This window comes from Celeribacter naphthalenivorans, from assembly GCF_020524585.1.
Lineage (GTDB): Bacteria > Pseudomonadota > Alphaproteobacteria > Rhodobacterales > Rhodobacteraceae > Celeribacter > Celeribacter naphthalenivorans.
In genome coordinates this window covers 42,473-55,919 of sequence record NZ_JAIVLK010000006.1, presented here as the reverse complement: position 1 = coordinate 55,919, position 13,447 = coordinate 42,473, and the positions used below count along the sequence as shown (strand labels likewise).

15 protein-coding genes are annotated in these 13,447 nt (G+C 58.9%); 11 read left to right on the top strand and 4 right to left on the bottom strand.

Annotated elements, in window-relative coordinates; translation table 11 throughout:
* Positions 1–283 precede the first annotated feature (283 nt).
* From LC094_RS13700 to LC094_RS13685, 4 genes are all read left to right on the top strand, one after another.
* Positions 284–1,294: a helix-turn-helix domain-containing protein gene (locus LC094_RS13700; RefSeq protein WP_226553360.1), complete on the top strand. Its 1,011-nt coding sequence runs from the start codon at positions 284–286 to the stop codon at positions 1,292–1,294.
* 354 nt (positions 1,295–1,648) lie between these two features.
* A complete protein-coding gene (locus tag LC094_RS13695; protein WP_226553359.1) occupies positions 1,649–2,134 on the top strand; it encodes a hypothetical protein in 486 nt (161 codons plus the stop codon).
* 315 nt (positions 2,135–2,449) lie between these two features.
* Entirely contained in the window at positions 2,450–3,487 is a 1,038-nt protein-coding gene (locus LC094_RS13690) for a zinc-dependent alcohol dehydrogenase family protein (RefSeq protein ID WP_226553358.1), read from the top strand.
* Positions 3,488–3,670: 183 nt separating this feature from the next.
* Entirely contained in the window at positions 3,671–4,165 is a 495-nt protein-coding gene (locus LC094_RS13685; RefSeq protein WP_226553357.1) for a YbjN domain-containing protein, read from the top strand.
* A 66-nt stretch (positions 4,166–4,231) separates the two neighbouring features.
* Here LC094_RS13685 and LC094_RS13680 read toward each other — a convergent pair whose 3' ends face one another.
* From LC094_RS13680 to LC094_RS13670, 3 genes are all read right to left on the bottom strand, one after another.
* Entirely contained in the window at positions 4,232–4,735 is a 504-nt protein-coding gene (locus LC094_RS13680; RefSeq protein ID WP_226553356.1) for a YbjN domain-containing protein, read from the bottom strand.
* A 204-nt stretch (positions 4,736–4,939) separates the two neighbouring features.
* On the bottom strand, positions 4,940–5,689 hold the full coding sequence (gene modA / locus LC094_RS13675; protein ID WP_226553355.1) for a molybdate ABC transporter substrate-binding protein: 750 nt from the start codon (positions 5,687–5,689) through the stop codon (positions 4,940–4,942).
* Positions 5,690–5,782: 93 nt separating this feature from the next.
* Positions 5,783–6,163 carry a winged helix-turn-helix domain-containing protein gene (locus LC094_RS13670; RefSeq protein ID WP_319003296.1) on the bottom strand — a complete coding sequence of 127 codons (381 nt, stop codon included), beginning with the start codon at positions 6,161–6,163 and terminating at the stop codon, positions 5,783–5,785.
* Between the two features lie 285 nt (positions 6,164–6,448).
* Here LC094_RS13670 and LC094_RS13665 point away from each other — a divergent pair, with 285 nt between their 5' ends.
* From LC094_RS13665 to ilvN, 6 genes are all read left to right on the top strand, one after another.
* Positions 6,449–7,432 (top strand): OmpA family protein, encoded by a 984-nt coding sequence (locus tag LC094_RS13665; protein ID WP_226553354.1) that lies wholly within the window; start codon positions 6,449–6,451, stop codon positions 7,430–7,432.
* A gap of 136 nt (positions 7,433–7,568) precedes the next feature.
* Entirely contained in the window at positions 7,569–8,225 is a 657-nt protein-coding gene (locus tag LC094_RS13660) for a GntR family transcriptional regulator (RefSeq protein ID WP_226553353.1), read from the top strand.
* A gap of 144 nt (positions 8,226–8,369) precedes the next feature.
* Positions 8,370–8,951, top strand: coding sequence for a biotin transporter BioY (locus LC094_RS13655; protein ID WP_226553352.1), 582 nt, complete (start codon positions 8,370–8,372; stop codon positions 8,949–8,951).
* A 366-nt stretch (positions 8,952–9,317) separates the two neighbouring features.
* Positions 9,318–11,066: an acetolactate synthase 3 large subunit gene (locus tag LC094_RS13650; protein WP_226553351.1), complete on the top strand. Its 1,749-nt coding sequence runs from the start codon at positions 9,318–9,320 to the stop codon at positions 11,064–11,066.
* Positions 11,066–11,365, top strand: coding sequence for a hypothetical protein (locus LC094_RS13645; protein WP_226553350.1), 300 nt, complete (start codon positions 11,066–11,068; stop codon positions 11,363–11,365). The genes LC094_RS13650 and LC094_RS13645 overlap by 1 nt, the downstream gene beginning before the upstream one ends.
* A gap of 11 nt (positions 11,366–11,376) precedes the next feature.
* On the top strand, positions 11,377–11,943 hold the full coding sequence (gene ilvN, locus LC094_RS13640) for an acetolactate synthase small subunit (protein ID WP_226553349.1): 567 nt from the start codon (positions 11,377–11,379) through the stop codon (positions 11,941–11,943).
* A 62-nt stretch (positions 11,944–12,005) separates the two neighbouring features.
* Here ilvN and LC094_RS13635 read toward each other — a convergent pair whose 3' ends face one another.
* Entirely contained in the window at positions 12,006–12,746 is a 741-nt protein-coding gene (locus tag LC094_RS13635) for a helix-turn-helix domain-containing protein (protein WP_226553348.1), read from the bottom strand.
* Positions 12,747–13,151: 405 nt separating this feature from the next.
* Here LC094_RS13635 and LC094_RS13630 point away from each other — a divergent pair, with 405 nt between their 5' ends.
* Complete coding sequence (locus tag LC094_RS13630; RefSeq protein WP_226553347.1) at positions 13,152–13,418, top strand: hypothetical protein; 267 nt, start codon at positions 13,152–13,154, stop codon at positions 13,416–13,418.
* Positions 13,419–13,447 lie beyond the last annotated feature (29 nt).

Below are 13,447 nucleotides of genomic sequence, written 5' to 3'. Positions count from 1 at the left end.
CGGAGGCCCGTCCCTTCGCGGCGACAAGTGCCAAGTCTTCGCAACAGTTCTGTGACGGCTATATGACGGCTCCATGAAGCCGCTTCATCTGGCCGATCTTTGCCAGTGAAAACCCTTTGGGATCAGCCCTCTGTGCGCAAAAACTATAGGGCTTTCGCATCTCTTCATGAGACCATGCATTTCCCCACAGCCTGCCCACCCTCTTGCCGGGGCGGCAGGAGTTCGGCACAGTCATTCGGCACAGTCATAATGTCACCTATGGCGAGGATCGGGAGGGCCCGCGATGTTGGAAACCGCACTTTTGCAAGACGGCCAAGGCGCCCCCCTGTTGCAGGACAAATTGAACAGCACGCGCGAATGGTCCGTGGTGAATGAGTTTTGCCACCGGGCCTATATGCCGCTCTCGACCCGGCCCTTGGTTGCGGGCACCGACCCCAATGCCAAGATCCGTATGCTGGGCATCGGGCGGATCACCTTTAGTCGCTTTTGCTTCGGCACGCCGACGCGGGCCGATGAGTTCGACCCGGACAGCGGCAATATCATCGTCGTGAACACCCTGCGCGGCTCCGTGCGGCATCCTCTGGGCGGCAATGACGCCATCGACACCCGCCCGGGCGACAGCTACGTCGTCGATTGCAGCCGCACCGACTATTGGAACCTTGCCGACGGGCATGACCTGCAACTCAACCTCACCATTCCGCACAAGCTAATGGAGGAGACCGCCGCGCGGTGGTACGGCTTTGTGCCGGAGGACGATCTCTGGAAGAAACGCCTGATCTTTGGCGCGGGTCAGTCAGCCTGGCTGTCGCTACTGGACTATGCCACCCGCTCGATTGACGCGAGAAATGATCGGGTGAGCGACGCTTTGACGGAAAAACGGATCGAAGAGATGATCTGCCTCGATCTCCTGCGCAACTGGGCCGCGAGCGCGGGGCTCAATCTGGACACCGGCGCGAGGGCCGCGGCACCGCATTACGTGCGCGAGGCCGAACGGCTGATGCGCCGCACCGCCGAAGACGCACCCACCATTGCCGAGATCGCCACGCAACTGGGCATCACCGCCCGCAGCCTCTCCGAAGGTTTTCGCCGCTTTCGCGGCCTCACCCCGCATGAATTCCTGACCCAGGAACGGCTTGACGGCCTGCACCGCGCTTTGAAACAGGCGCGCCCCGGAGACACCGTCGCCGCCATCGCGCGGGCACGCGGCTATGTGAACATGGGCGCGATGACGGCGCGCTATCGGGAGAGGTTCGGTGAAAGCCCGGCGCAGACTTTGCGACGGGGGCGGCATTGAGGGTGAGGGCGTCACAATCAGAAATACGTCGCTTTTGCTGCTAACAGCACCAATCCGGTTGAGTCCTCAGGACAGTATCTTGACTTGAATATAAGGCACTCCGACAATGAAAACTCGTACGCCAGAGGCCTCAGGAATACTAAAAACTTTATGGATCAAAATCAAAAAAACGAAACATTCGGTGACCTTTCGCAACATGATCGCATCTGTGAAAAACTTTATGGTCTTGTTTCTCAGTTACTCCAATTTCCAAACAACAACGAAAATTAACGGCACTATTTGCTTGCCGCAATTCGGCGTACGCTGTCCTTAAATAAGGCGTTTAGACAGGCCATAGAGAGCAAGAATGGGCAAATGGCGTATACTCTTGTCCGGCTAAACTTGGATACGGTCGCCAGAACCTATGCGCTGTACTGGGCCGACGAAACTCACGGAATGTCTGCTGAAACGTTCTCTAAAGCCATTTCCGAAGGTAAAAGCATTAGAGACATGAAGCTCCGGGGGGCTAAGCAAAAAGCTACTGATCGATGGCTGATTGACCAAATCGCCGGTTTAGGAGACTGGATTCCAGAGGTCTACAAACGGACTTCGGGGGCGATACACTTCTCGGCATTCCACATCCAACAGTTATTTCAGCAAGCATCGGCAATTGAAGAGTGTGAGGATGGGACTTTGATTGCTCAATTCGTTATTGGCCCAGGAGAAAAAGACGCTGATGCCGAACTTTATCGCGAGCTGATGCAAGCGTTTCTACACATTACGATGATGTTTGCCACTGCTGTTGAACATAGGGTTGAAACTGTGATTGGTTCTCTTCCTCCCACAGTTACGCCTTCATGATCGAATGCCCACTTTGCCCGCAATAGCAGACTTTACCGCACCAAATGCCAGATTTGGACCAAAGCTGTGCCAAAGCATCCGCATACCCGTTACGCGTCATTTCGGCAAACATTATACATGATATAACATTACACGCCCTTACAACCCAATCTCCGCACCGCAGCACGCTTTCCTTCCGCAATCGAGCGCGAATTTCCGATTTGGATCGGGCGACGGTATGCGGCGGTCTACCCTCTGTCGTTGAGAAGATTAGGCTCTCCCCCGACGCGAGGCCCTGCCCTCGCCTCACCCAACCCCATGAGGAGGAGACCCAGAATGAAAGCGCTCGTATACCAAGGCCCCGGTCAAAAGGACTGGGTCGAGAAAGACAAACCCGGCATCGAGAACCCCACCGACGTGATCGTCAAAGTCACCAAGACGACGATCTGCGGCACGGATTTGCACATTCTCAAGGGCGACGTGCCCGCCGTCACCCCGGGCCGCACGCTGGGCCATGAAGGTGTCGGCGTGGTCGAGGCCGTGGGCGAAGCTGTCGCCAATTTCAAACCGGGCGATCCGGTGTTGATGTCCTGCGTCACCTCCTGTGGCAAATGTCCGAATTGCAAACGTCAGCTCTACGCCCATTGCGATGATGGCGGCTGGATTTTGGGCCACCTGATCGACGGCACTCAGGCCGAATACGTGCGCATCCCACATGGCGACAATTCACTCTACCCGATCCCCGAAGGCGCCGATGAGGAGGCTCTCGTGATGCTCTCCGACATCATGCCGACGGGGCTTGAGATCGGCGTGCAATATGGGCGCGTGAAACCCGGCGACACGGTGGCCATCGTCGGCGCCGGCCCCGTGGGCATGTCAGTGCTTTTGACCGCGCAATTCTATTCGCCGGGGCGGATCGTGATGATCGATATGGACCCGGCGCGGTTGGAGCTTGCGAAACAATTCGGCGCCACCGATACGCTTGAGGTCGGTTCGGTCGATGTGGTCGAGGAAATCATGAAGATGACCGGCGGGCTTGGCGTCGATGTCGCGATCGAGGCGGTCGGCGTGCCCGCCACCTTCGACACCTGTCAAAAGATCGTCTCCGCCGGCGGCTCCATCGCCAATGTGGGCGTGCACGGCAAACCCGTCGAGCTGCATATCGAAGAGCTCTGGATTAAGAACATCAACATTTCCATGGGTTTGGTCAGCACCAACACCACGCCGATGCTGTTGAAAACCCTGAACTCGGGTAAGGTCGATCCGGCAAAACTTGTGACCCACAGGCTCAAGCTGGATGAGATCATGGAGGCCTATGAGATCTTCGGCAATGCTGCACGCGAGAAGGCGATGAAGATCATTCTGACCGCCTGAGCCCCGCCAAGATCAAGACCGTCGGAGCCATCCCCATGGCCCCGGCGGTTGTTTTCGGCAAAAATCTGACAACAGGGAAGATTTCTCTTTCTTTACCCCTTTCGCCTCCGGACGACACGGGTCACAGTCCCCGCGATTATGACTACCGGGGCTTTAGCGCCCCGAAACGAAAAGGATCTTCCGATGTCGTCGCCGAAAAATGCCGTGACCACCTTCTTGCGCCCGCTGGCCACCGCCGCCGTTCTGGGCCTGACCGCCCTGCCCGCCGCCGCCGAGCCGGAGATTTTGACTTTTGACGATCTCGATGTCTTCGAAGAGCTGCTGAGCGGCTTTGGTTCGGTCGAGGCCGACACCGATGGCGAAGACGACCCGATGTTCCGCGGCCGCATGAGCGGCACGCGTTACGCGCTCTACTTCTACGGCTGCGACAACCACAAGGACTGCAACAACGGCACCTTCGTGGCCTATTTCGACGGTAACGACTATTCCACCGATGCGGATGTGATCAACGATTACAACAACAGCTACCGCTTCGGCAAAGCCTCCGTCGACAGCGACGGCGATCTGGAGATCAACTATTCCTTCGCCTTCAAAGGCGGCATCACGCGGGTCGCTCTGGACGACACCTTCGATTGGTGGCGGGTGATTTTGGAAGAAGCCGAAGAGCATTTCGAATAAGCGAAACACGGCTTTGAATGGTTAAAAAGGGCGTCCTCACCGGGGCGCCCTTTCTCTTTGGGGGCGTTAATTTGAGGTGATATTGGGCAAATAGAGGTCGTTATTCACATCGTAAAGCAGCGCGCTCCACGAGGTCACACTCTGTCGGATGTCCCTCTTGGACAGCGCCGGATCAAGCGAGGCCGACATTTGCACAATCAAGACGGGCTCGCTCACATGATATGCAACACCGGCCCCCGGATGCTCCGCCATAAATCGCTCAAGGCGGTCCGGGTCCTTGGTGTAAGAGGCCGCATCGTATTTTGCGAGGAAATCGACCCGCTGACAGTCCGTCTGCGCCGCACAATCTTCGAAATAGGCACGGTAATGGACGGTGTGTGTCACGGCACTGAGCGCACCGTAGAGAACAGGTTCGCCATGCGCGCGCCAGCCGCGATCAACCGTCCCCTGCCGATCCAGAGAGGCTTCAAGCGCGAGCATCTGAGCTGAATATTCCGCTTTCGGCGTCATCTCTTGTGCCAAAGCAGGGGCGCTCACCAGAAGCCCCAATAAAGACCATTTCAAAAACATATGCCGCCCTTTTAAAGCGTCACGCCTTTAACGTGAGACATCAAATAAAGGCGAGGCGCGTGCAACGCTTATATTTTGTACTGCGCTCCGCCAAAATCTGTGTCTCAGGTTTTTGGCGGAACGCTTTCGGGGATTATCCTTCACAGAACATTCCCGAAAAGAGCGGCACACTCAAGAGCAACCGTTCCAACAATGAGGGTCAGCTCACTCGATGCCAAACCCCTGCGCGGCAAAAGCCTCTCGCGCGGTCTCGCCGCCCAGATAGCTCATGAATTCTGCCGCCGCCTCTGTATCGTGGCCTGCGATCATGGCCATCGGGTAGACGATGGGCGGGTGGCTGTCGGCCGGGAACGTGGCGACGACGCTGACACGCTCTTCGGCGACGGCATCCGTGGCGTAGACGATGCCGTAGGGGGCCTCGCCCAAGGCGACGAGGGCCAGTGCGGCACGGACGTTGTCGGCCTGGGCCACCTGCGGGGCAAGTGTGTCCCAAAGGCCAAGATGCGTCAGAGAGGCCTTGCCATAGATGCCCGCAGGCACCGCATCGATCAGCGCCATGGCCAGGCGATCCTCACCCAAAGCCTCGGGCAAGCTGTCGATCTCCATCGCCTCGGCGTCCCCTGTTGCGATGAGGACGATGGCATTGGTCAGCAGATCGCGACGCGTGCCCTCAGCCAACAAACCGTCCTCGTCGAGTGCATCCATCCAGCCGGGATTGGCGGAGATAAAGATGTCGGCGGGCGCGCCCTGTTGAATTTGCCGCGCGAGCGCCGAAGAGCCCGCGTAGGAGATTGCCAGATCATGGCCGGTCTCGGCCTCAAACGCGGTTTCGATCTCGCCCAGAGCATTGGTCATGCTGGCGGCGGCGAAGACGGTGATCTGATCGGCGTAAAGCGTGGCAGGCGCGGAAAGGAGCGCCGCGAGGCAGGCGGCGGTCAAGGAACGGGTGAGCATGGTGGGTCCAGTCTATTCGATATGTTTACACAAACATATTGCAAAGCAGGCCCTCAAAGGCAAGCGATATTCCCGACCGGAAATATCGAAAATCTACGGCGCCAAAAGCGCCTCAAGCGCGGCAATCTCGTCCTGTCCGGCCTGCAAGGTGATCTCTTCAAGCTGGCGGTAATGCGTCAGCACCAGCTCCCCCATCTCCGTCAAAGACGCTCCACCACCATGGGCCCCGCCACGGCTTGAGTGCACCAAGGGCGCGCGAAATGCAGCGTTCATCTCCTCGACCAGAGACCAAGCGCGTTTGTAGCTCATCGACATGCCGCGCCCTGCGGCAGCGATGGAGCCGGTGTCGCGAATGCCCTCCAACAGATCGGCCTTCCCCGGCCCAAGCATCAAGAGATCGCCAAAATGCAGCCTGAGCCGAAGGCGGATCGGGGCGGCGGATCGGGGCGACTTTTCGGGTTTGTCAGGGGACATTGCCGGGGACATTTCTGGGGCGGGCGGTGTTTGATTATCCTGCATAAACGGACTGTGCCGCGCCGCGTCGTCTTGCACAAGCGCCATCATCGCAGCGCGCATCACTTACCGACGTCTCTGCGCGGGCAAACTTGGGCAAATCTGGGCAAAATCTTGCTTAATCCTGCCGCCCCGGCCATTGACGCCCATGCCTCACCCGCCTAGGGTCCGCGCGTTTTTGCAAAGCCTAAAGCCATGCTTCCAAACATATTTTTCGATTCACGACCACACGCGTCAAGGATTCCCATGTTGAAACCCCTCTCTCTCGCCACCGCTCTTTGCCTCTGCCTTGCTCAGCCCATTTTGGCACAAAACGACATCAAAGGCGCTCATGACCACCCGCTGATTTCGCGCATGCCCGGCACCGACATTGTCGGCTACCACACTTCGGAATATCAGGAATTCATGATCGCCACCGGGCGGCTCACACCGGGAGAAAACCTTCCGCCGGTGGACCGGTTCGAGGGCACATCGACCAGCCTGACCTACCGCGCGCAGGAAAAGTCTCTCTCGGCACTGGCGATCTTTCGCAACTTCGAGAAAGCCTTTGAGCAGGCCGGGTTCGAGCCGGTGTTCACCTGCAAATCCGACGCCGAATGTGGTGATCGCTTTGTGCGGCAACTTTATTGGTACGGCGATCCGCAGCGTCATGGGCAGAACCCCTATCTGGGGGCGCCGAACCGGCATGGCGACGACGAAACCTATTTCTACTGGTCCGGCACCGGCGAAGCCGAGGGGGGCACCTATATCATCTCGCTTCTGGTGGCCCAACAAACGGCGATGACCTTCCCGGCCAGCATCGTGCTCGACATCAGCCAGACCGAGGCGTTGAACGACGAACGGATCAGCATCAATCTCGAAGGTCTGACCGACGACATGGAAAAAGACGGCCATGTGGTACTCGACGGGCTGTTTTTCGATTTCGACAAAGCGACCCTGACCGCAGAGTCCGCGCCAGCGCTTGAGGTCATCGCGGACTATCTCGGCAATCATCCCGACAAGCGCTTTTACGTTGTGGGCCACACCGACAGCAAAGGCGCTCTGGCCTACAATCGCGACTTGAGCGAGGCGCGCGCCGAGGCGGTCAGCACGGCCCTCGCGGGGCAATATGGCATCGACGGCGCACGGCTGACGCCCTACGGCGCAGGGCCTGTGGCGCCGGTCACAAGCAATGCCACGGACGCCGGACGCGCCAAGAACCGTCGGGTGGAGCTTGTGCTTCAGGAGTAAGTATAGCCCCTGCCCCAGAGCAGGCCTCAGACCCTGCCCCTGTGCGCATCGCGGTGCGCACAGGGGTTGCCGAAAAACTGACGCCCCCGCACTTTCCGCTCTCGACGGCTGGCCGATTGCGAATTATCTATAAAATATGAGCACAGCCAAATCCGAACCCATCGCCACCCGCATCGCCCGCGCTCTGGCAGAGCGCATCATCTCCGGCCGGATCGACGCCGGCGAGCGGCTGCGCCAAGATCACATCGCCGAGGAATTCGGCGCCAGCCATGTGCCGGTGCGCGAAGCCTTCCGTCAACTCGAAGCGCAAGGACTGGTCGAAAGCGAACCCCGGCGCGGTGTCCGGGTCACGCGGCTCGGGCCTGACGAGGCGCAAGAGATCGCCGAAATGCGCGCAGTCCTCGAAGCGCTGGCGCTCCGCCATGCCGCCCCGCATTTGACCAAAGCCATTCTCGATGAGGCCGAAGAGGCCACAAAAGCAGGGGATCGCGCCCCCGATGTCGAAACCTGGGAACGGGAAAACCGTCGCTTTCACCGCTTGATCCTGGCGCCCTGCAGCATGCCGCGCCTGTTGCGCAGCATCGACGAGCTGCATATTGCCAGCGCAAGATTCCTGTTTCGCGGCTGGCATGCCGAATGGGAAAGCCCCACCGACCGCGACCACCGCGCCATTCTGGTCGCCCTGCGCGCGGGCGATGTCGATGGCGCCGCACAGCGCCTGTCGCGCCATATCCGCTGGAGCGGCAAAAAGCCCACGGGGGCCTCCAAACGCCTCAATCAAGCCGCGCGCTGATTTAGAATTCTTTCCCTCAAAAACAACAGATTGCCTCCCTGCGCGCAGCGCGCGCGCAGGGATCACTTGTGCTTTATCTCGAAATGTGGCGAGTTTTAGATATAGATTCTTAAAATAATCTATAATTTACAAAAGGACCACCACATGACCGCCACCCCGACCACCCAAACACGAACGCCGGACCGCTTTAGCCCGCTGGATCTGCAAAGCCGCTCCCTGCCGATCAAGCTTGCCGCGATTTTCTTAGGCAGCCTGTTTCTGGCGACCTCTTCCTATATCGAAGTGCCGATGATCCCCGTCCCGGTCACCCTGCAAACCTATGCGATCATGCTTGTGGGCGCGCTTTATGGCTGGAAACTCGGTGGCCTCACGGTTCTCACCTGGCTGATCGAAGGCGCTGCGGGCCTGCCGGTTCTGGCAGGTGGGGCCTCCGGGGTTCAGCACTTCCTTGGCGCCACCGGCGGTTACCTTTTCGCCTTTCCAATATCCGCGATGCTGGTCGGCTGGCTGGCCGAACGCGGCTGGAATGGACATCGCCCGTTCCGCGCCTTTGCGGCCATGCTTTTGGGGACGGTGCTGTGCCTGTCGCTCGGCGCGGCCTGGCTCTCGACCTTGATCGGGGTGCAAAAAGCCGTGACCGCAGGGGTCCTGCCCTTCCTGATCGGCGCCGTTCTGAAATCGGCCTTTGGCGCCGCCACGCTCAGGCTGATGCAAGCCACGCGCTAACCCTCAACCCCTCAGAGACGCGCAGTACAACTGCGCGCCTCACACAGCCATAACGCCCAGCCATAACGCACCAAAACGGGCTGGCGAAATAGGTCAGCTCTTTTAACATTATTTCGCGCACACCCCGCCCCGCGACATTTTATTCACGAAACGGCGGTTTTGCAGTTGACGCCTGCTGCGGGTGCACATAATGTCGCCGCACGCAATGAAGGACCCCAAGCCATGTCAGGCATTATTCTTGTAGTCGTAGGGAAAACGCGCATGGGCCGGTGACGGTTAACCAGAATGGAACCCATGCGCCCCCGATTGAAACCGGGGGCTTTTTTATTGCCAAAAACGTAAGTGACGCGTGAGACGGAGAGAAACATGACACGTCAGATGACCGGAGCAAAAATGGTGGTTCAAGCCCTGAAGGATCAGGGTGTGGACACGGTATTTGGCTACCCGGGGGGCGCTGTCCTTCCGGTCTACGACGAAATTTTCCAGCAGAACGACATCAAACACGTTCTGGTGCGCCATGAGCAGGCCGCGATCCACGCCGCCGAAGGCTATGCGCGCTCGACCGGCAAGCCCGGTGTGGCGCTGGTGACCTCTGGTCCCGGCGCGACCAATGCGGTGACCGGCCTGACGGACGCGCTGTTGGATTCGATCCCGCTGGTGGTGTTCTCCGGTCAGGTGCCGACTTTCATGATCGGCACGGACGGGTTCCAAGAGGCCGACACCATCGGCATCACCCGGCCCTGCACGAAACACAACTGGCTGGTGAAGGACACCGACAAGCTGTCGGAGACGATCCATCAGGCGTTTCATGTCGCCACCACCGGTCGTCCCGGCCCGGTGCTGATCGACCTGCCGAAAGACGTGCAATTCGCCGATGGCGAATATACGCCCCCCGCGAAAGCCAAGGTGAGCCATTACCAGCCGCGCGTGAAGGCCTCGATCGAGGACATCAACAACCTCGTCGCTCTCATCGAGAAGGCCGAGCGCCCGGTGTTCTATACCGGCGGCGGTGTGATCAACTCCGGCCCCGGCGCATCGCAACTGTTGCGCGAGCTGGTCGATGCGACCGGCTTCCCGATCACCTCGACCCTGATGGGTCTGGGCGCCTACCCGGCGTCGGGCAAAGGCTGGCTGGGCATGCTGGGCATGCATGGTCTCTATGAGGCCAATATGGCGATGCATGGTTGCGATCTGATGATCAACATCGGCGCGCGGTTTGATGACCGGATCACCGGCCGCATTCAGGATTTCTCGCCGAATTCCACCAAGGTGCATGTCGACATCGACCCCTCCTCGATCAACAAGATCATCCGCGTTGACCTGCCGGTGATCGGCGATGTGGGCCATGTGTTGGAAGACGTGCTTAAGGTCTGGAAATCGCGTGGTCGCAAAACCGCCGACACCTCTGCGTGGTGGAAACAGATCGAGGAATGGCGTGAGGTGCGCTGCCTGACCTACAAACCCTCCGAGACGGTGATCAAACCGCAATATGCGCTGGAGCGTCTCGAAGCGCTGACCAAGGGCATGGACCGTTACGTCACCACTGAAGTGGGCCAGCACCAGATGTGGGCCGCGCAGTTTCTGAACTTCGAGGACCCGAACCGCTGGATGACCTCCGGGGGCTTGGGCACCATGGGCTACGGTTTCCCGGCCTCCATCGGTGTGCAACTGGCGCACCCGGAGAGCCTCGTGATCAACGTGGCTGGTGAGGCCTCGTGGCTGATGAACATGCAGGAAATGGGCACAGCGATGCAGTACCGCGCGCCGGTGAAACAGTTCATCCTGAACAACGAACGCCTCGGCATGGTGCGCCAGTGGCAGCAACTGCTGCACGGCGAGCGCTATTCGTCGAGCTGGTCGGAAAGCCTGCCTGACTTTGTGAAACTCGCCGAAGCCTTTGGCGCCAAGGGCATTCAATGCTCTGATCCCAAAGATTTGGACGACGCGATCATGGAGATGATCAACTACGACGGTCCGGTGATCTTTGACTGCCTCGTCGAGAAGCACGAAAACTGCTTCCCGATGATCCCCTCGGGCAAGGCACACAATGAGATGCTGTTGGGCGATGCCTCCGTCGAAGGTGCGATCAAATCCGACGGCGCGGTGCTGGTCTGATGAAACGGGTCGGGAAAGCACTCCGCACGGCTCTGGTCGCATTGATCGCGACCTGGGGTCTTGCGGGCTGCATGTCCCCGGATGCCGTCGAAGTGTCCTCCGGTGGCTTCGACTTTGCGGTCGAGGTCACGGGCAACACCGCCGTCGCGCGCAATTATCATACGGGTCGCCTCAACTTCGCCGAACTCGAAGAGGCCGCCCGCTCCGCCATTGAAACCGCCTCCGGCTGTGCCGTGCGCACGCTTGTGAAACGCGGTGAGATCAACACATTCGACGCCACTTTGACCTGCGCGTCATAAGGGAGAAAACCATGTCCGCCCTACGTATCCAACAAGGCTCCACCAGCCATTCCGCCTATGACCTTCGCGACTACCACGCCGAAGTGATCGAGAAACACACGCTGGCCGTTCTGGTCGACAACGAAGCGGGCGTTCTGGCCCGTGTCATCGGGTTGTTTTCCGGCCGCGGCTATAACATCGAAAGCCTGACCGTCGCTGAGGTGAACCACGACAGCCATCTGTCGCGCATCACGGTCGTGACCACCGGCACCCGCGACGTGATCGAACAGATCAAGGCGCAGGTGGGCCGTATCGTGCCCGTCCACGAGGTCCACGACCTGACCGTCGAAGGCCCCTCGATCGAACGCGAACTGGCGCTCTTTAAGGTCGAAGGCACCGGCAACAACCGCATCGAAGCGCTGCGTCTGGCGGAGATTTTCCGCGCCAATGTGGTGGACTCGACGCTTGAGAGCTTTGTCTTCGAGATGACCGGCACGTCGGAGAAAATCGATGCCTTTGCCGAGCTGATGCGGCCGCTGGGTCTGGTGGAAACCGCCCGCACGGGTGTCGCCGCTCTGGCGCGGGGCAGCCACGTCTGAGCTCAAGCCCCCAAGACGAAACCAAAGGGCCCCTCGCGGGCCCTTTTGCGACTCTCTGTGAGTTAACGGATCGGCGCGAATTTGTCGAAGAAACCGCGCACCAGAGGCGAGTAGATTCTACGCTCGCGAATGCCGAGTTGGTGTCGCGAGGCGATGAGCGCGGACAAGGTCGGCTCCAGGCGTTCCAAAAGGATCGGCGACGGTGCGATGACGTCCTGCGTCGAGACCGAACTGCCGAAATAGAACTTCGGATTGCCGATGTAATTGGGTTCAAAGCCCCCCAGCACCATGAGCGGCACCTGATCCATCGTCACCATGAAGGCAAAGCCCACCAGTTGACGAAACACCAGCCCGCGAAACAGGCGGGGTTGCGCAGCGCGCGGCAGACCGATCCGGGCGCCGGAGGTATAGGGCATATAGCCCCGAATGCGCAGATTTCCGTTGCCGTCGTAATAGAATTTTAACAGCGTCGTGCTGATGTGATCGGGCACAAAATAGGACACGCGGTGGTGCAGGTAACAGCCGGCGGGAAAGGCCTCGGGCGCAATTTTAAGCGCGTCGACGTCGAAGAGAAAGGAGGACAGCACACGCGAGGTGCGCTCTTTCATCGCCTGATCCCGCAGACAGTCCAGAGGTTCCAAAAGAATGCGCGCATCGACGTCGAAATGCGTGCAAATCTTGTAAAGCACATCAGGGCGCGGGAAAGCCTCGCCTTTCAGGTAGCGGTTGAACTGGGTGCGATTGATGTCAAGATCGCGGCACAGCTGAGAAATAGAGCCCGCCCGTTTCGAGAGCTGCCTCAAATTCGTTCCAAAAATATGGCGCAACTGCGCGGGAGATAATTCTCCTTGCTGCACGCGTCCCCCCTCCTCTGAGCCCCCTCAAAACACGTCGGGTCTTTTCGGACATCCCGTCCGCTATATTCCAATTGATCAGTAAAACGGATCGTCCATCGCCCCAAAATGGAACCGGTAGGATGGCTGATCATGGCCCCTGCAAAGGTTTTCCATCAATTGAATAGGGAGATTATGCGCCCTAGAGCCGTTTTTTGATACAGTTTTGTTTCACTTCTCGACAACTCTCATGATTTGACGCGGTTTAGCGTCACTTCGCGTTCGGTTGTGACACATAAATCGGAATATTTCTCGATATCTGCTCGTGTTATAAGTGAATGCTCACAGTGAATGTCGAGTGTTGAGAGTATTCAGATGGATGGAATTGTTATTTGGTCCAACCCTGACACGCATAAGGCCGTGATTTGGTGCAGTGACCACGCCGATTTGGTGTACGCGTCCGGTGCAGATGCCATGCTTGGCTCCTTTGCCATGCCAGAGGCCGGGACCATGGTTTCTTTCAAAACACGCATGGCAAACGGGGTCCGCATCTGCACCCATTTGACCCCGCTTCAGCGCGATGTGGCCCCTGAACTGGCCAAGGCTTTGCGCGACTTTGCGGCAAGCCTGATTGCGGCCTAGCCCTTTTGACAGGTCGATAGACACAGCGT

What these genes read in the sequence shown, in the direction of transcription:
- LC094_RS13695 (WP_226553359.1), top strand. Translation starts at nt 1,649, where the DNA reads ATGGCGTATACTCTTGTCCGGCTAAACTTGGATACGGTCGCCAGAACC.
- LC094_RS13690 (WP_226553358.1), top strand. Translation starts at nt 2,450, where the DNA reads ATGAAAGCGCTCGTATACCAAGGCCCCGGTCAAAAGGACTGGGTCGAG.
- LC094_RS13685 (WP_226553357.1), top strand. Translation starts at nt 3,671, where the DNA reads ATGTCGTCGCCGAAAAATGCCGTGACCACCTTCTTGCGCCCGCTGGCC.
- LC094_RS13655 (WP_226553352.1), top strand. Translation starts at nt 8,370, where the DNA reads ATGACCGCCACCCCGACCACCCAAACACGAACGCCGGACCGCTTTAGC.
- LC094_RS13700 (WP_226553360.1), top strand. Translation starts at nt 284, where the DNA reads ATGTTGGAAACCGCACTTTTGCAAGACGGCCAAGGCGCCCCCCTGTTG.
- LC094_RS13645 (WP_226553350.1), top strand. Translation starts at nt 11,066, where the DNA reads ATGAAACGGGTCGGGAAAGCACTCCGCACGGCTCTGGTCGCATTGATC.
- LC094_RS13660 (WP_226553353.1), top strand. Translation starts at nt 7,569, where the DNA reads ATGAGCACAGCCAAATCCGAACCCATCGCCACCCGCATCGCCCGCGCT.
- ilvN (WP_226553349.1), top strand. Translation starts at nt 11,377, where the DNA reads ATGTCCGCCCTACGTATCCAACAAGGCTCCACCAGCCATTCCGCCTAT.
- LC094_RS13650 (WP_226553351.1), top strand. Translation starts at nt 9,318, where the DNA reads ATGACACGTCAGATGACCGGAGCAAAAATGGTGGTTCAAGCCCTGAAG.
- LC094_RS13680 (WP_226553356.1), bottom strand. Translation starts at nt 4,735, where the DNA reads ATGTTTTTGAAATGGTCTTTATTGGGGCTTCTGGTGAGCGCCCCTGCT.
- LC094_RS13630 (WP_226553347.1), top strand. Translation starts at nt 13,152, where the DNA reads ATGGATGGAATTGTTATTTGGTCCAACCCTGACACGCATAAGGCCGTG.
- LC094_RS13670 (WP_319003296.1), bottom strand. Translation starts at nt 6,163, where the DNA reads ATGTCCCCTGACAAACCCGAAAAGTCGCCCCGATCCGCCGCCCCGATC.
- LC094_RS13665 (WP_226553354.1), top strand. Translation starts at nt 6,449, where the DNA reads ATGTTGAAACCCCTCTCTCTCGCCACCGCTCTTTGCCTCTGCCTTGCT.
- modA (WP_226553355.1), bottom strand. Translation starts at nt 5,689, where the DNA reads ATGCTCACCCGTTCCTTGACCGCCGCCTGCCTCGCGGCGCTCCTTTCC.